Raw genomic sequence first — 20957 nt, forward strand, 5'->3', positions numbered from 1 at the left:
GATGAGCGGCGCAAGAACGCACGGTTTTACTACTCCAGCCTTTTCGCATCCCGTTCAGCATTACTCGACAACAGAAGCGCCAGCCACTGACTTTCCTCTCGGGATTCCAGCGCGATCTTAACCACCATGGTTAGCGGTACCGAGAGCAACATACCCACACTGCCCAGCAACCAACCCCAGAACACTAATGACAGGAATACCACCAGCGTGGAAAGTCCCATACCCCGTCCCATCAGGCGCGGTTCTACAATATTGCCCATGACGGTATTTACCGCAACGAAGGCCAGAGCCACTAAGCCTGAGGTAGGTAATCCGTATTGCACTAGTGCAATGAGTACTGCTGGAATTGCGGCGATGATAGAGCCGATATTAGGAATATAGTTAAGCAGGAATGCCAACACGCCCCATAACAAGAAATGGTCGACATCGAGCACCCAAAGCCACACGCCGATAATGAAACCGGTTGCCAGGCTCACCACGGTTTTAATGGCCAGATAGCTGTTTACTGACTTAATAAAGCGGTCGACGTGCTTCATTTTCATTTCCGGATCAGCCAGGGCCGTATGCAGGCGCGACGGCATGCTGTCAGCTTCAAACAACATAAAGATAACCGTTAATAAAATCAGGAATAGATTCGACAGCGCCCCGCCCATGCCGGTAAGAAAGTTGGTTGCCACTGACATGGCTGTGCCCGGATCAAAATGCTCAGTAAACAGTTCGCGATTAATATGAATATTGAATGTGGCAAGCCTGTCTATAATCCAGGAAAACTCGCTGTCGAGTTGTTTTCTGTACTCGGGCAAGTTTGCCTTAAAATCTGTTAATGATTGCCCAACAAGGCCTGCTAGCAGGAAACCAAATACGAGAATAAGCAGTATTACTAAAGTAACCGACGCCCATCGCGGAATATTGTGCCGGGAGGCCCAATTGATCACAGGGCTGCAAGCGATTGCGATAAATACCGAAAGGAAAAACGGCACCATGATAGCGCTGGCCGCTTTTATGCCGGCCAAAATGACAACCAGACAGGCTAGCACTATCATTGCCTTGGCTGTGGGAGATTTAAGTTCCATAGTGTACTTGTAAAATGATTTCCTGCGCTAAAATTAACAAATTATCGCGCCCATAGATACAACGAGACCAAAGAGAAAAATAATGACGCTGAACCAGGCTACAATTCGAATTAAAAACTTACGCCTTCGTACCTACATTGGGATCAACGACGACGAAATTGCTAATAAACAAGACGTTGTGGTTAACGCAAAGATTCATTATGACGCAATGAAAGCCACCAATACTGACAATATGCACGACGCGTTAAACTACAAGACGGTAACGAAAGCCATAATCAAATTAGTAGAAGACAACCGCTTTTCTCTTCTCGAAAAACTTACCGCAGATGTCCTTGCCGTAGCGGCAGAACATCCCTGGGTGACCTTTGCTGAAGTAGAAGTCGACAAACCCCATGCGCTTCGTTTCGCTGACTCTGTATCACTCACACTTTCCTGCACCAAAGACTAACGAGGCTGTTTTGAAAATACTGTTCACTGGCGGTACCGGGCTAATTGGCGCGGCGTTTATCAGCAAGTTTGCGCATAAATACGAATTCACAGTTATTAGCCGTCACCCAGAAAAAGCCCGTGAGCAGTTGCCAAAAGGCGTAGACGTTATTGCAGGGCTTCACGATGTCGCCGATCTCTGCCTGTTCGATGCCGTTATCAATCTAGCAGGAGAACCCATTGCCGACAAACGCTGGACAGCACTGCAAAAACAGCGAATTTGTCAGAGCCGATGGGATATTACGCAGCACCTGGTAACAAGACTGAAAGGCTGCACACATCCACCCTCTGTATTTATCTCTGGCTCAGCTATTGGCTTTTACGGCCGTCAGGGCAATAGGCCAATAACGGAAAGCAACTATAACGTGCATGACGAGTTCACCCATCAGGTATGCCACCGTTGGGAACAGATTGCCATGCAAGCAAGTAGTGATGCTACCCGTGTATGTTTACTGCGCACGGGGGTCGTGCTGGACAAAGTCAAAGGCGCGTTACCGAAAATGGCAATGCCGGTTAAATTTGGCGTGGGCGGCAAAATCGGTAGCGGTGAACAGATCCTGTCATGGATCCACATTGACGATATGGTCAATGCCATCGAATACTTGCTTTCAAATAATCGCTGCGAAGGCGCTTATAATCTTACGGCACCAGAGCCCGAAACCAACGCCGCGTTTACGCAAAAACTGGCGAGCACCCTGCACCGCCCCAATATTTTCACTGTTCCTAAGTTTGCGCTGAAAATCATGATGGGTGAAGCGGCAGAAATGGTGACGACCGGCCAGCACGTCATTCCTGAAAAACTCCTGGACAGCGGGTTTAAATTCACATTCCCGACACTAAAACCAGCACTGGAAAACATTTACCAATAAATAAACCAAAGGCCCGGTATTTTTGTATCGGGCCGCTAATTTGCATCGGGCTGCTAATTTGCATCGGGCTGCTAATTTGCATCGGGCTGCTAATTTGCATCGGGCTGCTACTCACTCGCCTGAATACAATCAATTTTCTTCAATGAATTCTTCACATGAATAACCGCTAGTTAATTCAAAATTGAACTAAAGCATGATAAAAATATCCTAATACAATAATAACGAAAGAGATGTCGCTGCCTCTATCCTCTTTCACATTTCAGGAGTTTTCATTTTGTCGGTCGGTGATTTTGGTAAACACATAGCCATGGTTCGTAACCTTATGATGTCCAGACTGGACGAACTGCTGAAAGAATTTGATTTAACAGGCTCACAATATGCAGTAATCAAGCACATCGCCGAAGGCAGAGCAGATACACTGGCCAAACTCTGTGAGCTACTGCAATACGATAAAGGCGCGATGAGCCGTATCCTCAGCCGGATGGAAGATAAGTCACTGATCATTCGTAAACCTTGTCCCGACGATGGACGGGCATTCAGGCTGAAATTAACTCCCCGTGGGAAAGAATTATTTCCGCAAACTACGCCTAAAGTTAACGCGTTATTTGAACAGGCTCTCGCCGAGTTTTCCGCTAAAGAAAAAGAAGCGTTCTTCTCTATGCTAGAACGCTGCCGTTCCAATTTGAGCTAATTAACGCCCGATACAGTTCGACCACCTCAATTTAGTTGCCTAATCAAGCTAATCGCAAGAAAATACTTGCCTAGTCAAGCTAAATCGAGGAAGCAAGTGCAACTCATCTTAAATTCCCTTGCTGCAGCCATTCCAGGACACGTTTTCGAACAGGGCTATCTGCAGATCCTTCATGAAGGGAGATTCGCTAACGCTGTGGTGTATCGCTATAAGGACGAAAAATACAACCTGGTTATAAAAGACTTTTCAAGTCGTCACTATGTAGTTCGCAAAACCATTGGCAGATTGTCGGTACACCAAGAATTTAAGGCCATAAGTGCTCTGCGCCACATTCCTGCTGTAACACCAGAATGTTATCGTCTTTCTGAATGTATGGTTGCCTACCGTCATATTGAAGGTGAAACACTGAGCGCATACGGTGCGAGTGGTCACCAATTAGAACCCGCGTTTTTTTACCAGCTCGAGCAAAGCATTCGCGCCATGCACGACACCGGTCGCGTTCACCTTGACCTGCGCAACATGGGTAATATTCTCATTGATGCTAACGGTGATCCCGCCATTATCGATTTCCAATCCAGTATTGGCTGGGCCCGTTTCCCTAAATGGCTGCAAAAGTTTATGCGCTATGCAGATATTACTGGTGTGTATAAAGCGTGGGAACGCTATGGCGCTACGCCGCTACCTGCTCACAAAAAGCAGTTTTTGACTCGCTATAACGCAACGCGTAAATGGTGGGTATTTCGCGGTTATCCAATTCATAGAATGCAAGTACGTGTGCAGGCCTTTGCTGCACACGTTATGAGCCTTAACATTGTTCAGAACATCCTCGAAAAATTCTGGTAAAGGCGTGGTCTGCTTTAATCCCTGGCTGAGGTCAGGGATTTTATTTTCTCTCCCAACATCAACAGTGCCGGTGTCAGAAGCAGTGTGAGCAAGGTGGCAAATGTCAGACCGCCGGCGATGGTACTCGACAATACTGTCCACCACTGCGCTGACGGCGCTCCCACAGAAATATTCCGGCCGACGATATCGATAGTCAACGCAAACACCATGGGTAATAAACCCAGAATGGTGGTGACAGACGTGAGCAGTACCGGTCTGGCACGCTGCGCTGCCGTGCGCAAAATGGCTTCCTTGGCGTCCATCCCCTCACTTTTAAGGGCGTTATAGGTATCGATTAAAACAATATTATTGTTTACCACTATGCCTGCAAGGGCAATGGTGCCGATACCACTCATCACCACCACGAAGGGTTGCGACGTGACCATTAGGCCAATTAACACGCCTGCTGTTGAAAAGATAATTGCGCTTAATACCACAAAGGCCTGATAGAAGCTGTTGAACTGGGTCACCAGAATGATCAGCATCAGGAAAATCGAGCCAATAAAGGCATTACTCAGGAATGTCATTGACTCCTGGGTATCTTCATCCTCGCCCTTAAACGACAGCATAACGTCAGCAGGTAGAGGCGATTCGATAAGCTTTTCACGCATCTGCTTCAGCTTTTGATCCAGTAATTCACCTTCCGCAATTTCAGCCTTGATGGTATACGTCCGTGCGCCATCAAGTCGGTTTATCCGGCCGGTTTTGGGGGCAGGCTCAATGGTCACGAAGTTACCAATGGGCACAGAGCCGTTGGCAGACGGAATACGAAGTTGATAAAGCTGTTCTATATTACGGAAGGTTTCCGGGAAGCGCAGACGAATTTCGACTTCTTCCTCGGCATCATCCGGGCGGTATTCCGCCAGCATGGCACCATTGGTGATTAACTTCACCACATTCCCCAACAGGGTGACATCAACGTTGTACTGCGCCGCCAGCTCTCTGTCGACGTTTAAACGCCACTCCACACTGGGCAGAGGCCGGGAGTCTTCTACATCAACAAAACCGCCCGTTTCTTCCATTAAAGCAAGAATATGTTCTGTGCCTTCAATGAGACTGTCGTTACTGATCCCACTGAGGACAATTTCCACCGGTTTACCGGAAGATGGCCCCATGTCGGGTAACCGCACCTGCACTTTGATGCCGGGAATGGTTTCAACATATTCACGGATATCAGCCATGATTTCTGACGCCGGCGGCCGGGTTTCCCAGTCACTTAATTCCAGTTGGATAACACCGATAACATCTTCCGGCATCTCCGACTCGTTGCCACCACCGCCACCAATGGTGCGGGCGTAAACTGAGTCGAGATTGTCCTGCTGCAACAAAAACGTCTCGACTTTCTTCACCAGTTTGTCGCGCTCATAAATAGATAAATCACCTCGGGCCTGCACTTGAATTTGCAGATATTCAGGTTCAATGTCTGGGAAGAACAACACGCCACGGCCAAAGAAACCGTAAAGCACAAAGGTCATGAACATAATACCCAGTGCTGCCAATGTGGACTTGCCAGGATGATTTACGATGTTCTTTAAAAATCGCAGATAGCGGCCCAGCCATCCCTGAATATCATCCAGGTTGCCCTTCTCCGCCATGCGGATAAATTTCACCGTATCAGACTGGGTATCAACGCTGACTTTACGTGTAATCACACCGCCCAATACGGGAATAAATATCAGCGCCATAAACAACGAGGCGGTTAAAGTAATGATGACGGTCAGCGGCAGGAAGCTCATAAACTCCCCCACCAATCCAGGCCACACCAGTAGCGGGAAGAATACCGTCAACGTGGTGATGGTTGAAGCGATGATAGGCCAAGCCATACGTTTGGAGGCGGTGGCGAAAGCGGTTTTCGGTGGCTCACCTTCAGCAATTTTCCGGTCTGCCAATTCAATAGTAACAATGGCGCCGTCAACCAGCATACCCACCACCAGAATCAGGCTGAACAGCACAATCATATTCATGGTCATGCCGAAGAAGAATATCACTGTCATGGCCGCTAAAAATGAACCGGGAATAGCCATGCCAACCAGTATGCTTGGGCGTATACCAAGGGCAAACACAATCACTATCATTACCAGAATAATGGCGGTCAGCACGTTGTTTTCGAGATCACCCAGCATGCTTTTAATTTCGCCGGATTTGTCCTGCAGATAGTCTACTTTGATGGTCTCGGGCCATTGGGTTCTTGCCAGTTCCACCAGATTGCGCACGTCTGCGATGGTTTCGATAATGTTCGCGCCACTTCGTTTTGATACTTCAAGGGCAATGGCTTTTTCACCCCGGAGACGGGCAAAACTGGTGGGATCTTTGAAAGTACGGCGAATGGTGGCGACATCATCGAAGGTGACGATGGTATTTCCCACTTTTTTCACCGGCAAGGTAGCCAAATCCTGCATGGTCTCAATCACGCCCGGCACTTTAAACACCATGCGTCCAGCGTTGGCATCAATGGCCCCGGCAGCCACCAGCTGGTTATTCTGACTGACAAAATTCAGCACATCGGGAAAAGACAGGTTGTACGTTTCCAGCGCAACCGGGTCGATAATGACTTCAAGTAATTCTTCCCGATCACCGGCAATGTCTACTTCCAATACCCCGGAAAGCGCTTCAATTTCATCCTGCAGACGGCGGGCAATATTCACCAGCGTACGTTCTGGAATATCACCCGATAACATGACTGTCAGAACCGGGAAAAGTGACAGGTTCACTTCAGTCACTCTTGGCTCCTCACTGCCAGGAGGCAACTCGGCTTTGGCCAGATCGACTTTTTCCCTGACATCAAGTAATGCCTGATCGGCATCAAAGCCGGCTTCAAATTCCATCACCACCGAGGCAAAGCCTTGAATGGCCGTACCTTTCATTTCCTTTAAGCCTTCAATGGATTGAAGCTCTTTCTCCAGCGGCCTTACCAGCAAGCGTTCACTGTCTTCCGGTGCAATACCGTCGTACACCACTGAGACATAGATAAACGGGATCGTGATGTCTGGCTCAGACTCTTTCGGAATAGCAAAATAAGCGCTGGCACCGGCAATGGTGAGCACAAAAAAGACCAACGCTACGGTACGGGTGCGGGCAAATGCCGCATCGATAATCGCATTCATTATCTGGCCGCCTTCTCAACAGGCGTCACCACATTGCCAGCATCCACAAACCCCTGCCCCGTGGTGATAAGTCGTACGGTATCAGGCAAGCCAGTTACCCAGGCACCTTCATTGTCAGATTGCAGCAGTGATACCTGATGAAATTCCACTTTATTGTCACTACCAACTGATTTAACCCCAATTCGCCCATCGGCATCCAGGGTGAAAGTTGCCGGCGATACGTAATGGGCTTTCACTTCATTCACGTGCAGGGTAACCGTGGCACTGGAACCAGACTTCAGTTTGCCATCGGGATTCGGAATGCCTATTTCAGCAAGATAAGTACGCGATTCACTGCTGGCATAAGAAGCAATAAAACGAACCTTGCCAGTGACCTGCTCACCGGTGGCGAGTTGAATATCTGCCTGCAGCCCTTTTTTGACTTCATTTACCCGTTGCTGCGCAATTTGCACCTCAACTACCAGTACGGAGTTATCCACCAGTTCCAGCATAGGGTCGCCCACACTGACGACATCGCCGCTTTCTGCTGTCACTTTTTGAATTTCGCCGTCAAAAGGGGCCGAAGGTTGCACAAATCCAATGTCTGATCGAATGGTCGCAATGGCGGCTTCAGATGCTTTTACATTGGCCAACGCGGTATCGAGTTCTGATTCACTTTGATATTGCTTATCTGCAAGTTGCGACAAACGCTTATAGGTTTTCTTACGGGCTTCGTATAACGCTTCCTGTTGCTCAAGTTGAATAAGCCTGTCTTCCATATCAATGGTCAGCAAGGTATCCCCTTTTTGTACAGTGTCGCCTTCGGTTACCGAAATTTGCTCTATTCGCCCTGCCGTCTGCGCTTTAATTTCCAGTAAGCGTTCCGGCACGGTTTGCCCCTGAACCACCAGGGAAACCGGCGTTACTTGCGCTTCAGACACGGTGACTTCCACAGAAAATGGTTGGGTCGCTTTTTGCGTCTGATTTTGTTCTTCGGGCTCTGATGTAAAAAGGCCAGAGACCATCCATGCACTAATAAGAAGAATAAACAGAAGTGCGAAAACAGATGATTTATTCATTGTCAGATGAAGTCCTTTGTCAGGCTGGGTGTCATTTTTAGCTTGTTGAACGTAATGATTTTGGTTACTGCGAAGCAATTATTTTCTTACCGGAAAACGGGTTGCCAGAACGACCGGCAGTAATATTGCGTAAGGTATCACAGGCAACGTAAAGAGATGTTGTAAATTTTGTAACGAAATAAATAATACTATTAAGAAAAATTGAATGTACCTAGCCCATGCTCAAGCTGGCGTACAATTAGAAGGTGATGGAAAAAACCAGAAAAATAGCCGGTTCAGAGAAGTAAGTCCCTTCTCTGAACCGGCTGTAATTTACGTTGGCTAAACGCTGTGATAAAGCCAAGATGGTTGTACTGTTACACCATCTTGCGAAGCAACGCTGTGGTATTTAATGACAACAAACGCCAGCAGCCAATTGCGCCAAGCAACCCAACAACGGCAGCGCCGACAATGGGGGCAATAATCCAATATTCAGGGTGAAGCACGGCTTCCATTTGGAAAATGCTCGTTTGCAACATGTAAAGACTTAACTCGTTGGTCAGTGCCGCCATGAAACCGGCTACCACACCAATAATGATAAATTCGTACACTACGCTCAACCGTATGAGGCTTCCCTTCGCCCCCAAAGTACGCAAAATTGCCAGTTCCTGTTGACGCTCGTCCATCGACGCCTGCACTTGAGCGATGAGCACCAACGCCCCCGCAGCCAGTACAAGTATCAGAATGAATTCCACGGCCAACGAGACCTGATCAACAATCTCTCTGAGTTGATTTATCCGCGCATCAACATCGAATAACGTGGCTGATGGGAAAGGCTTTAACAGCTCTGTTAGCTCGGGCTTGCGTTCAGTATCCAGGAAAAAACTGGTGATATATGTGGGCGAAAACGACTGCATGGCAGCAGGAGACAGTACAAAGAAGAAATTCGGCTGCATGGTCTGCCAATCTACTTTACGCATACTGGTAACGCGAACTTTTACGTCTTCACTGCCAATATTAAAGGTAAGTACATCACCTAAATTTATATCCATTCGTTCGGCAGATTGTTCTTCAACCGACACCGGATAAATACCATCTGCCGGCTCTGAAGTATCGTCCCCCTGCCAGTTACCGGCAGTAATTTCGTTACCGAATTGCAGGGTATTGCTCCAGGTTAGATTCGCTTCCCGGCCCAAACCATCACGGCCTTCCCGGGGGCCTTCCTCGTCCTCTTTCGACATGCTGGTGTTTACCCGCTCATCATTCACCGCAACAAACCGACCGCGAACCACCGGATAGAAATCAGACATTTCCACATTAGCATTTGCAAAATGTTGCTCTATTTCCGGCTTTTCAGCTTGGGTAATGTTTATCAGGAAGTAGTTCGGCGTACCCTCTGGCAGCTGAGCCCGCCATTGCGCCACCATGTCATTTCGCATCACCAATACCACCAGAAGCAGCAGCAAGGTGACTGAGAAACTAATCAACTGCACACTGTTGTCCATAGAGCGGCGACGAATGCGCGCCCATGCGAGCTGCCACGGCCCCATTTTCCCGGTACCGAGTTTACGCCCAACACGTATTAATCCCATGGTGACCAACAGGAGTCCGGCTACCAGTGCAATACCCGAAACAAATAAAATAGCGCTCAGTTTGATGTCGCGACTGTATGTCCACATCAACAAAAATATTGCGCCACCGGCTGCCAGAAATTGCAGAGTACGTGAACTCATGGTGGCATCTATATCTCGTCGAAGTACCCGAAGTGGTGGCACAGAGAAAAGCCGCAGAAGTGGATAGAGTGAAAATAACAATGCACAGATTACACCGGTAAAAATAGCGATGAGAACCGGCCGCCAGTGCCATACATCTAAAGACACATCCACCTGATCGGCCAATGCTGTGACCACCACCTGCTGAATAGCCACACCGGCGATGAGACCAATGACAATACCAGCGGTGGTAATTAAACATATTTGAATAGTATACACCCGACGAATCATCGACTTACTCGCACCCAAGGTTTTCATGATGGCAACCGGGTCGAAGTGACGCTGACTAAATCGCTGCGCAGCCACGGCTATCGAGACCGCAGCGAGTATGATGGCAAGTAGACTGGCAAGCAGAAAATAGCGTTCAGCACGGGCAACCGAACGGCCCACTGGAGACTGATCTTCTGATACCGAACGCCAACGATGAATTTCTTTATCGATATTTGGTCGCAACCAACGGTAGTAACCTTTCAGCGAGTCTTGATCGCCGGTAAAGAAGGCGGTGTAGTTAACCCGGCTTCCCGGCCCTGTAATATTCGCTGCGGCTAAGTCTGCATCGCGAATAAGTACAATAGGATCGGTGGAAAAAATACTGAATCCGGCGTCGGGAATTTCACCAAGCACACGGGTAACGGTGAACGCCGCATCACCAACATAAATTGTGCCGCCCAACTTCACATCCAACAATTGAAATAGGCGAGAATCAATCCATGCCTCTCCCGGCGAGGGCAAGTCCGTAGCGGCTTTGGTTTGTCCAAAAGGTGTGTCGGCTATGAGCACTTCGCCTTTTAGTGGGTAATTTTCATTCACCGCCCGTAAGTCTACCAGCGACATATTTTCTTCGCCGAATGCCATGGAGCGGGTTGCGACTTGTCTTGCTGTTTTCAGATCGAATTCGCTGGCTTCCTCTACCCAGCTATCATCGATGGGCTGTGATGAGCGAAACTGGCTATCGGCAGCCAGGAAGCTTGCTGAGCGTTCGGTGAGCGCTCCCTGTAATCGTTCGCTGAACAGTGACAACGACAACACGGAGGCCACCGATAAAACGATGGCCAATAAAATAATGGTGAGTTCGCCCCTTCGGGCTTCATGACGGAAAAGCCGCCAGGCAAGATTAAACCCTACTCCCATATCACGCTTCCTCGACAGCAGTAACCGGCGCAGTGGTTTCTGTAAGCACCCCAGCCTGCATGGTCAATTGACGGCTGCAGCGTTTCGCCAATTCGTTGTCGTGGGTCACCAGCACCAGCGTCGTGCCAATATCGCGGTTCATATCAAATAACAGCTGTTCGATTTTTTCACTGTTCGCCGCATCCAGGTTGCCGGTGGGTTCATCAGCGAAGAGGATCTTAGGTTGACCGATAAACGCTCGGGCAATGGCAACTCGCTGCTGTTCACCACCAGACAACTGGTTAGGATAATGGTGCGCTCGATGAGATAGCCCAACTAATTCCAGTATTTCCGTTGCCCGACCTTTTGCATTGTCGAGACCGGAAATTTCCGCCGGTAACATGACATTTTCCAATGCGGTTAAACTTTGCACCAACATAAAACTTTGGAAAATAAAACCAACTTTCTCACCCCGCAAACGCGCGCGGGCTTCTTCATTCATTTTGTGTAGCGGCTCATCATCTAACAATATTTCGCCGCTACTCACTTCATCCAATCCAGCCAGTAAACTGAGCAAGGTAGATTTACCGGAACCAGACGCGCCGACAATGGCAATAGACTCACCTGCCTTGACTTCAAATGAAATTGGTTGAAGGATCTGAAGTTCACCTTCACTCGTAGAGACTGTTTTGGTAATTTTTCGGGTGCTTATCATAGGAGTAGTCACTGTCGTGTTTTCGTTACAACGATTTCGCCAATACAGGCTTGCGCTGGCCTTAGTTTTCTTACAGCTGTGCGTATATTCAGATCATCTGTATGCTGCGACGCAATCGTCGCAAACGCCCCAACAATTCAAGCTGTTAGTCTTAGGTGATAGCCTAAGCGCTGGATACGGGTTAAAGCAACAGCAGGGTTGGGTAAGTTTGTTACAAAATATCTGGAACGACGAACAGCTTCAGATTGATGTAGTAAATGCTGCGATAAGCGGAGAAACCACAGATGGTGGCCTTGCTAGATTGCCACGTTTGTTGGAACAACATGAGCCTTCTCATGTACTTATCGAGCTTGGTGGAAATGACGGATTACAGGGCCACCCGGTAAACAAAACCCGTGCTAACCTAAGTGAAATGGTAAAACTCGCTAAAGACAGCGGCGCTACGGTATTCATTCAGGACATGCAAATTCCCACCAATTACGGTAGCCGTTACACCAAGATGTTCGGTGATGCATTCGACAAAGTCGCCGAAGAAAATGAAATAACTTTAATCCCGTTTTTCCTTCAAGATGTGGCGCTAGACAAATCGTTGATGCAAAACGATGGCATTCATCCCAATGCTAAAGCGCAACCTATGATTGCGCAATTCATGCGTGATGCTTTAACCCCGCTTATCACAAAGTAACATGAGTAATAGCGCTATTAGGTGTGTCTTATCTGTACAAGGTAATAATGTCTACACCACTATTTTTGAGGTGCGAGATCCTTCGATAAATAGACTCTTCATAAGTATCTGAAGATATTATTATTGCCTGCGGATAAGGCGCCGATAGCCGCTCCGTCACTTTTCCGGCGAGGTGTTTCCCCACTTCCTCGTCGTTGTCTGTCAACACCGAACGAATCACCTCTATCCTTTCAATATTTGAGAGTAAATGTGCCGTGTGAGAACCGGTACCATATAAACACACACTGTTTTCAGGATACGCGCTTAATACATCATTCACTTTGGCAATGATGTCTAATTTAGCCTGCCTTTTGGTTTGCTTTAAACTTTCATTCCATGAGGCACGATTAACTTCCAACTGCTGTAAAAATTCAGACACGGGCAAATATTGAGAGCCAGCTTTTTGCACCTCGTCGACATTTTTTATAAAAAGCGCCTGAACACTTTCATTTCCAGCGACCATCGAAAGATTAAAATCGGCAAGCAGATTTTGGAGTAACGATAAATTAAAATGATAGTTGTGCGCGTTTTGCAAGTAGAGCAAGAAATCACATTCGTAACTGTGTTTTAAGTTGAATAAGCCCGGCACCTCTACGTACAAAACACCGTTTTCAGAGAGCAGGTCATAAACCGTATTTAGCTCATCATCCATCGAAACGAAATGCTCGAGAACATGACTTAGAATGATGACGTCGAAGGTATGTCCGGTTTCTGCTTTTAATTGCTGAGACGACTGACAAGCCAAATCTAAACCATGCTGACGACCGATACCGAGGTACTGAGAACCGAGATCGATACCTTTGCACTGATAGCCCGCTTCTTTAAATGGCCACAATAGCCCGCCTGCCCCACAACCAATTTCGAGCACCGTTGACTGTGCCATTATGCCATGGGCCTGCACGAAATCTAAAATGCGAAAACCGTGTCTGACTTGTTTATTAAAAAAGATCTCGTCGGCTTTTTCTAGGCCAACATAAATGGGTCTGTAATGATGCTGATAGAAGTATTCCGTACTGGCTTTGTTCAGCCTAGGATTTGACATAACCTGACCACAAGATCGGCACAAAACCGTTTGAAGCGGTATACCGTAACGATCTTTATTGGCAAACACTTCAAAATTATCTGCACCACAAACGCAGTTTGTATATTCAATCTGCATCCTGCCACTGTCGACTTCCTTCAAGAAGGCCTGAACGGCGTTCGCCTGTTGACCATTAATCGGTAAAGTGGCTTTCCCATCGTTTCCAAATCGTTTCGCGAGCATTGCTTTCCATGTCTGAAGATGTGGTTTACAAAGTATAGAAACAATTTAGATATCTGCCATTTATTGTATTTTCGCATCCTCGGTGTGAAGTATTTTTAGACAAAAAAAACGGGACCAGCATGGTCCCGTTTCATTGCTAATTGCGAACTACGCTGTTAAAACGTGATGCAGAGTGGCTACTGAGGCTTCACATAATGGGACGTTTTGCTCGCAGATACGTCTTTTAACGCCATATAGCGGTCGCGCAGTTTGGTTTGACGGGACGACATATCAATGGCCTCTCCTTCAATATACACTTGCTCTGCAGCTTCGGTGACTTCAAGGGGATCACCACTCCAAATCACAACATCAGCCCGTTTACCCGGCGCTAAAGACCCCACCTGATTGTCAACGCCCAGAATCATTGCTGGCACTGAGGTTAAGCTGGCAATGCCGCCTTCATAAGACAAGCCGTTTGCAACAGCATTACCGGCATGTTGCGCCGCCAGACGAATATTGTGTGTTTCCATGCCAATGGCCACTTTCACACCGGCTTTTTCAAGTCGCTCAGCATTGTGCAGGGTTGCACCAAGCTGCTCGAAGTTGCCCGGCAAGTTAAGTTGCGGGTCGAGAATAACGGGAATGTTCGCTTTGGCCAGTTGGTCAGCAACACGCCACGCCTCAACGCCATGCAGCAATACGATGCTGATGTCCGGATGACGTTTCTTGAAGGCTAAGACTTGACGAATATCAGCGGCCCGGTCTGCTTCAATAAACAGTGGAATATCTCCTTCTAAAACACCCTTCAGCGCTTTAATGTCCGCTCGGGCGTTCATGCCATCCCAGCCCGATGTCAGCGACGGTATTTTCTTGGTGCTTGCCACTTCATCAATCAGTGCTTCCAGCGTTACCCATAATACCGCTCGGGAACCACCATGACTGTCTGCAGACGCGCCATCCATATTCACCACCATAAAGGCTTTGTCTTTAAGAATGTCAGCATCATCATCCAGTCCAATCACCGCGCCCTGCCCATGGAACATGAGATCGGTATTCGCAATGGTAGTAGCCGCTGAGGTTACGCCTTCTATACGGGAAACATCAATCAGTGTGGAATCCGGATTAATAGCGTAAGTCACGTCTAGCGCTGCGCCCGTGGTACTTACTTTTGTACTGCTCGCCGATGAATCCACTTCACCCGCCCAGGACGCCACTTCTACCAAACCAAGCGAGGTAAGCGCGCCTACAAAACCAGGGGTAACCACCTTACCGCTGGCGTCGACCTTGGTATAGCCAGAAGGAACATTAGTGCCCGAGGAGACTTTCTCAATTGCGCCGTCTTTGATAAGCACCGTACCGCTTTCCAGCGTGCCTTGCTTTGTTTGGGTAATCACTTTACCGCCCACAATAGCGATATTTTCTGCCAGTACGCTGGTACTCATTACGGTAGAACTGAGTGCTGTGGCAATAGCCAGAGATAATAAGCGTTTCATTTTACATCTCCTTCGCCGACCTGGCCGACTTCAAAATCACTGAGTGGCCAGCTGTCCGGATTACCTAGCTCATAGGCTTTTCCGCCATCCACAAAAACTTGTTCTGCTTTGGTGTAAGTGGAGAACGGATTCCCCGTCCATAATACCAAGTCAGCATTCTTACCCGCTTCCAGCGAACCGGTTTTATCAAAAATCCCTAATGACTTAGCAGGATTAGCGCTCAGCCATTGCCACGCCTCTTCCATGCTAATATCGATACCGGCACGCTTGCCGTCCGACCAGGCTTTGGCCGCTTCCTGATTCAAGCGCTGAATACCCAATTCGTCATCTGAGTGCACAATTGCGCAGGCGTTGGCGGCATGGACTACCGGAATATTCTCGCGAATGCCGTCATAAGCTTCCAGTTTAAAGCCCCACCAGTCTGCCCACATTGAGGCACACACGTTATTTTCAGCGAGTTTGTCCGCTATCTTGTATCCTTCCACCGCGTGGTGGAATGCGGCAATTTGATAGTCAAACTCTTTCATCATGTCCATCATTACCGTCATTTCATCAGCGCGATAACAATGCATGTGCACCCGTATATCGCCGTTGAGCACGCCGGCCATGGTTTCCAGATCGAGGTTTCGTTTCGGTGCTTTAGGGTTTTTCCCTGCTTCGTAATCAGCCTCGTATTTTTCCCATTCGCGCATATAATTTTGCGCGTCGGACCAGGCTTGGCGGTAACCTTTCACGTTACCCATGCGGGTCATTGGACCGCCCTTCTTTCCGTAAACCCGCTTCGGATTTTCCCCACAGGCCATTTTCATGCCGTAAGGCGCATCAGGAAATTTCATGTCTTGCATGGTGCGGCTAGGCACGTTTTTAAGCACCACGGAGCGTCCACCAAACAAATTTGCCGAACCGGGCAGAATTTGTAGTGATGTCACACCACCTGCCAGTGCCCGGCCAAAGCCAGGATCTTGTGGCCACACAGAGTGCTCCGCCCACACGCCAGGCGTAACCGGTGACGTCATTTCATTACCGTCTGACGTCGAGCCTACGGAGGGCGTTGGATAAACTCCCAAATGACTGTGATTATCGATAATGCCTGGCGTTACCCATTTTCCTTTACCGTCGATGACCACGGCATCATTGGAATAATCTACGGTTTCCCCCACAGCCACAATTTTGCCATCGGCGAAGTAAACCATTCCGTTTTCAATACGACTGCCAACACCATCAAGAATGGTAACGTTGATGATAACTGTCGGTTTGCCCGAAATGGGTGTGTAGGTGCTTGGATACGGGTCGGTGTTAATTGAAACGTGTGGCGCCTGTTCGGTCTGCTCTTCAGCTTGCGCTATCGGTTGCATTGAGACAGTCGAACACAGGCAAGCCAGCGCAATGGCCAGCTTTGATGATGTGTGTTTCATAATTGGTTCCGTTATTATTGTTCAGATTTTCGGTATGAGACTTTCAGCTATGTTTAATAGCTCTCCCCAATCCCAACCTAGACAATTACGGATCTTCACGCAAGTTTTGCTGCGATTAAGCGACGTTAGCCTGCGAAGACTGGAGTTTGCGACGATTGGCGGCGTAAGACTTCAACGATTTCATCCGCTTTTTGCAGTTTGCGGATATCATTAAACAGCACCTCAGCCTGCGGATACTGACGCTTCAGGTAGCCACACCACTGCTTTATTCGATTTGGATAATATCGGCCTTTGTCGCCGTAAATCTCATACCCCGAGTAATGAATCAGCAAATCTGCAACTTCGCTCCAGTCCATGATGTCCTGTTCACCACGGATAGTACGGGCGAGATTAGGCATGGCCAGTGCGCCTCGTCCGAGCATTAAGTCGACGCAGCCAGACTGGGCCTGACATTTCCGGGCATCATCGGCGTTCCATATTTCGCCGTTGGCGACCAGAGGTATGTTTGTGTGCTGGCGAATACGGGCTATCCAGTCCCAATATGCCGGCGGTTTATAACCTTCCGTTTTGGTGCGCGCATGCACCACGAGTTGGTCGGCACCCGCTTCCGTTATCGCTATGGCGTTATCAATCGCCAGAGATTTGTCTTCAAAACCCAATCGGATTTTCGCTGTTACCGGTTGATCCGCCGGCACGGCCTCGCGTACCGTTTTCACGATTTGATACAGGGTTTCGGTTTCTTTTAGCAGTACCGCCCCGCCCTTACTTTTGTTCACCGTTTTTGCCGGACAGCCAAAGTTAAGATCAACACCGGGGGAGCCAAGTTCCACTGCGGTTTGTGCATTTTCGGCTAACCATTGAGGATGCTGACCTAATAATTGCACCCGAACCGGCACGCCGGACGGTGTCACACTACCATGATGCAGCTCAGGACAAAGTTTATAGAATGTTTTGGCTGGTAGTTTTTGTTCTACGACACGTACGAATTCAGTTACACACAAATCAAAACCGCCCACGCGGGTCAGCATGTCTCGCATCAGATGGTCAACAACCCCTTCCATGGGAGCAAGTAAGATTCTCATAGGTTTAACGATCGCATTAGTTAGTGGATATTGTCGGAGGACAAAAATTGGCCGCGAAGTGTAGCAGAGAACCGCCAGCGGGTCATCCGGGCCATGGAGAATTTAACGAGGGCTAATAACGAAGTTTACGACTCAGCTGGCGATATTTTTAACGTCCTGCGCAATCCACAGGCAAACGTAACAGCCAAATTCACTGGTAAGATATTGTTCAAATTCACTTTTAGTATCGCAATGGTGAGAAACGATACGCTGACGATTGCCATCGTAAATCAGAGCGGTGAAGGTATACATAGGGTGCCTCGCAAAATCAGGAAGCACACTATACATTTAGACGTCTATACTTTCAAACGTCCAGAAGTTCAAACGTCGATATTTTATGATCTAACGCAGCTTTTACTACGCCAAAATATATTCCAGACCACCAATAATCGCTGCCACTTGAGCATCATTGCAGATTTCGTCAGACGCTGACGGACTATCTGGATACACTTCAGTTGTCGTGACATAGGGCGCATCAGTCAGACCACCACACAGAAACAATGATTTCTTGTCGTAGCTGATAACACCATCGGAAAGGACATCAGCCCCGATGATTTTGTCATTTTCATCCGCTGGCGCAATATGGGTTACAGCACGTACTTTTTCGATGATGGCTTTCTGGAAATCCAATTCGACTTTCCCGCTGTCGGCCACGAGATAAAAACCATCGGGAATGTCCCAAACATCCTGGGTAATGCCGTCTCTTGCACCGAGTGCAGGACGAAATTCCGAATTATCTGTGTCTGTAGTTTCATGCAAATCAATATGCATATGAATAGGTTCTTCAATGGCGTCTACCATGGCTTTCAACATGGCTGATTCCGGTGCCGGTGAATTCTCGCGGAAACTACGATTGGGGTCGATGGCTAGCGGGTCCCAGCGATTAATCGTTTCATAGCCCCACGGACTCACACAAGGTGCCACAACAAAATTGCACTTGTGTTGCCACGCGGCTAAGTGTTGTGAGACAAATTTAAGTGCACCTTGCACGCCGCTGGTTTCATATCCGTGAACACCGCCCGTTACAAGCACGGTGGGTAACGAAGTGACAAAGGATTTAGGTTTTATAACAAAAAGTGGATAACGGGATTCATCGTACGGTAATGCACCGTATTGGCTAATTTCGTAGTTGTCCGGCAACGCAGGCAACCGGTCGATAACTTCTTCCTTATAGCTGCGTTTTACAGTTTGCGCATTGAGCCACTGCTTTTTTTCAGCCTCTGACCAAGGTGTGCCGGGGGTTCCAATAGGGTAATCTTGCATATCCAACCTTTGTTTCTTTAAAGAATGTATTCTGACAATCACGATATCATGGCAGAGAATACCGCCTGAATCGCGACTCAGATGAACATGCACTTTATCACGTTATGTAACCCAGATATGCATATCCAGGTGGCTTCGTTGTTGCGAGCTGTCAGCCTGAAGTGACAATCAAACTTTTTTCTTTAAGCTTTGAGCAACTTCCCAAACCGCTCATCTTCTTCACCCTCGATGCGCTGTAAAGTCAGTCTCGCTTGGGCTTTATCTTCTGCATTCAAATACAACTCAGCAAGACGTAGGTTTGCCCAATTCAATGTTGGCAGCCCCCTCGTATCAATTGTAGTGTCGAGCAACTGTGTTAAATACGCTTCCAACGCTTTAATGCCAAGTTCTGTATATTCACCTGACTGCACCGCGGCTTGTCCGAGCCGGTAAAAACCATAAAGTTGATCATAACGATTTTCGCTATATGTTTCCCAAGCCAGCTCATCTTGTTCGGACACCACTTCAAGTTCGAGATCCATCAATGGAGACAGTGCTTCAACAGCTTGGGAATAAGCTTCATCACTTATGTAGTGGTCACCCAAAATAAATCTGGCTTCAACCTGGGTTTCAGGTACTGCGGCCAGCGATTGCAAGATTGCAATGCCCTGCGCTTTTTTATCATCCGCGATGAGGTATTTCGCCTCAGCAAATTGCCCCTCGTTTTGGTCAATTGCTGCAATTTTTTCTACCAGGGATTTAGCCGTATCCATGTCTCCGCCAGCAATGGATGGGACAAACAAGTGAAACTGAAATAACGCCTGATAGGTCTGAATTTCATCCGGTGCGACTTCAATAGCTTTTTCCAGGCTCTTCCGGGCTTTTTTGGCATAGCCCAATGCAGAAAAAACACTCTCTCCGGCCTGCGCCCCCATCACACTGGCGTGCATTAGATAAACACGGTACTCATTAGGATAAGCGTTGATAAAATCTTCAGCCGCTTCCTCTGCATCATCAAGATCGGTGCGCATGAGGGCAGAGATATACGTAGAGAAACGTTCTGGCGACTTTGCCTCTTCTCCTTCAAGGGTATCGATAATTTGTTCGTATTTACCGTCTTTGAACCAGGCATCCAGCGCATCATCGGAAATAAGGGTATCGGCTTGGGTGATGGCCGAAAAAGACAACACGCCCAGGCAAAGGGCAATATGAGATAGTCGCTTTATGAAAGGCTTTCCTTGCATCGTGATAATTCCTTTTAGTAATCAATTATCAGACTATCAAGGTTATGGTTTTGATACTAAGTGAAAAGGTAACAATTTGTGAAGGTGACAACTAACCGGGTGACTATTGGTTGATGGGAATTTTTGACCAAAAAAAAGACCAGCAGATGCTGGTCTTTCTTATATGGCGTCCCCTAGGGGATTCGAACCCCTGTTACCGCCGTGAAAGGGCGGTGTCCTAGGCCTCTAGACGAAGGGGACTGAAAATCTTCTTTCGGAAGCAAGCTTCCGAGATTTTCAGTAAGGCGAATCGAGCCCGCGAGATGAGCGACCTTATTCTTCTTACTGAACTTTCAAGTCCTGGAAATGCTTAACTGTAACTCGCTGATGCGAAAAACAACCAACCACTCCGGCCTATCTCACAGTATTAATCGACTGTGAAGCGATATAAATGGCGTCCCCTAGGGGATTCGAACCCCTGTTACCGCCGTGAAAGGGCGGTGTCCTAGGCCTCTAGACGAAGGGGACTGAAATTTTGCTCAGCGAAGCAAGCTTCGCTAAATTTCAGTAAAGGCAAGGTGAGCCTGCGAACCGCGCGGCATTTTTGCTTTACTGATTTTCAAGTCCTGGAAATGCTTAACTGTAACTCACCGATGCAAACTACAACCAACCATTCCGGCCTATCTCACAGTTTTAATCGACTGTGACGCGATATAAATGGCGTCCCCTAGGGGATTCGAACCCCTGTTACCGCCGT

Annotated in this window: 17 protein-coding genes and 3 tRNA genes (1 of these 20 running past the window's edge); 5 read left to right on the top strand and 15 right to left on the bottom strand. The window is 48.0% G+C overall.

All coding sequences use genetic code 11. The annotated features are described in order from the left end of the window. Positions 1–29 precede the first annotated feature (29 nt). Positions 30–1073, bottom strand: a complete 1044-nt coding sequence (locus BFC18_RS17120; protein WP_070126779.1) for an AI-2E family transporter — start codon at positions 1071–1073, stop codon at positions 30–32. Between the two features lie 82 nt (positions 1074–1155). On the opposite strand from BFC18_RS17120, the gene folX reads away from it, so the two are divergent. From folX to BFC18_RS17140, 4 genes are all read left to right on the top strand, one after another. Further along, positions 1156–1521 (top strand): dihydroneopterin triphosphate 2'-epimerase, encoded by a 366-nt coding sequence (gene folX / locus BFC18_RS17125; RefSeq protein ID WP_070126780.1) that lies wholly within the window; start codon positions 1156–1158, stop codon positions 1519–1521. A 10-nt stretch (positions 1522–1531) separates the two neighbouring features. Next, positions 1532–2428: a TIGR01777 family oxidoreductase gene (locus tag BFC18_RS17130; RefSeq protein ID WP_070126781.1), complete on the top strand. Its 897-nt coding sequence runs from the start codon at positions 1532–1534 to the stop codon at positions 2426–2428. A gap of 274 nt (positions 2429–2702) precedes the next feature. Beyond that, entirely contained in the window at positions 2703–3119 is a 417-nt protein-coding gene (locus BFC18_RS17135; RefSeq protein WP_083273156.1) for a MarR family winged helix-turn-helix transcriptional regulator, read from the top strand. A 96-nt stretch (positions 3120–3215) separates the two neighbouring features. Continuing rightward, on the top strand, positions 3216–3962 hold the full coding sequence (locus tag BFC18_RS17140) for an RIO1 family regulatory kinase/ATPase domain-containing protein (protein ID WP_070126783.1): 747 nt from the start codon (positions 3216–3218) through the stop codon (positions 3960–3962). A gap of 14 nt (positions 3963–3976) precedes the next feature. On the opposite strand, the gene BFC18_RS17145 is transcribed toward BFC18_RS17140, so the two are convergent. From BFC18_RS17145 to BFC18_RS17160, 4 genes are all read right to left on the bottom strand, one after another. Continuing rightward, the gene (locus tag BFC18_RS17145) at positions 3977–7105 is read right to left on the bottom strand and encodes an efflux RND transporter permease subunit (protein ID WP_070126784.1); all 3129 of its coding nucleotides are present in this window, start codon (positions 7103–7105) and stop codon (positions 3977–3979) included. Next, complete coding sequence (locus tag BFC18_RS17150; RefSeq protein WP_070126785.1) at positions 7105–8163, bottom strand: efflux RND transporter periplasmic adaptor subunit; 1059 nt, start codon at positions 8161–8163, stop codon at positions 7105–7107. The genes BFC18_RS17145 and BFC18_RS17150 overlap by 1 nt, the downstream gene beginning before the upstream one ends. 356 nt (positions 8164–8519) lie before the next feature. Next, the gene (locus BFC18_RS17155) at positions 8520–11045 is read right to left on the bottom strand and encodes an ABC transporter permease (protein WP_070126786.1); all 2526 of its coding nucleotides are present in this window, start codon (positions 11043–11045) and stop codon (positions 8520–8522) included. A gap of 1 nt (position 11046) precedes the next feature. Next, the gene (locus tag BFC18_RS17160; RefSeq protein ID WP_070126787.1) at positions 11047–11739 is read right to left on the bottom strand and encodes an ABC transporter ATP-binding protein; all 693 of its coding nucleotides are present in this window, start codon (positions 11737–11739) and stop codon (positions 11047–11049) included. A 16-nt stretch (positions 11740–11755) separates the two neighbouring features. Between BFC18_RS17160 and BFC18_RS17165 the strand changes: the two genes are divergently transcribed. Beyond that, entirely contained in the window at positions 11756–12424 is a 669-nt protein-coding gene (locus tag BFC18_RS17165; RefSeq protein WP_083273158.1) for an arylesterase, read from the top strand. Positions 12425–12452: 28 nt separating this feature from the next. Here BFC18_RS17165 and BFC18_RS17170 read toward each other — a convergent pair whose 3' ends face one another. The 10 genes from BFC18_RS17170 to BFC18_RS21750 form a co-directional block, all read right to left on the bottom strand. Next, on the bottom strand, positions 12453–13727 hold the full coding sequence (locus tag BFC18_RS17170) for a class I SAM-dependent methyltransferase (RefSeq protein WP_070126788.1): 1275 nt from the start codon (positions 13725–13727) through the stop codon (positions 12453–12455). 176 nt (positions 13728–13903) lie between these two features. Further along, a complete protein-coding gene (locus tag BFC18_RS17175; protein ID WP_070126789.1) occupies positions 13904–15199 on the bottom strand; it encodes an amidohydrolase family protein in 1296 nt (431 codons plus the stop codon). Continuing rightward, on the bottom strand, positions 15196–16617 hold the full coding sequence (locus tag BFC18_RS17180) for an amidohydrolase (protein ID WP_425388400.1): 1422 nt from the start codon (positions 16615–16617) through the stop codon (positions 15196–15198). Before BFC18_RS17180 ends, BFC18_RS17175 begins: the two co-directional genes overlap by 4 nt. A gap of 122 nt (positions 16618–16739) precedes the next feature. Further along, positions 16740–17696 (bottom strand): tRNA dihydrouridine(16) synthase DusC, encoded by a 957-nt coding sequence (gene dusC, locus BFC18_RS17185; protein WP_070126791.1) that lies wholly within the window; start codon positions 17694–17696, stop codon positions 16740–16742. 132 nt (positions 17697–17828) lie between these two features. Then, positions 17829–17987: a hypothetical protein gene (locus tag BFC18_RS21745; RefSeq protein ID WP_170826619.1), complete on the bottom strand. Its 159-nt coding sequence runs from the start codon at positions 17985–17987 to the stop codon at positions 17829–17831. Between the two features lie 105 nt (positions 17988–18092). Continuing rightward, entirely contained in the window at positions 18093–18998 is a 906-nt protein-coding gene (locus tag BFC18_RS17190; protein WP_070126792.1) for a M14 family metallopeptidase, read from the bottom strand. 182 nt (positions 18999–19180) lie between these two features. Beyond that, on the bottom strand, positions 19181–20221 hold the full coding sequence (locus tag BFC18_RS17195) for a tetratricopeptide repeat protein (RefSeq protein ID WP_070126793.1): 1041 nt from the start codon (positions 20219–20221) through the stop codon (positions 19181–19183). Positions 20222–20385: 164 nt separating this feature from the next. Further along, a tRNA-Glu gene (locus tag BFC18_RS17200) sits at positions 20386–20461 on the bottom strand. Between the two features lie 191 nt (positions 20462–20652). Further along, positions 20653–20728: transfer RNA gene (locus BFC18_RS17205), tRNA-Glu, on the bottom strand. Between the two features lie 190 nt (positions 20729–20918). Further along, positions 20919–20957: transfer RNA gene (locus BFC18_RS21750), tRNA-OTHER, on the bottom strand (it continues 107 nt past the right edge of the window).

This window comes from Alteromonas confluentis (assembly GCF_001757105.1).
Taxonomy (GTDB): Bacteria; Pseudomonadota; Gammaproteobacteria; order Enterobacterales; family Alteromonadaceae; genus Alteromonas; species Alteromonas confluentis.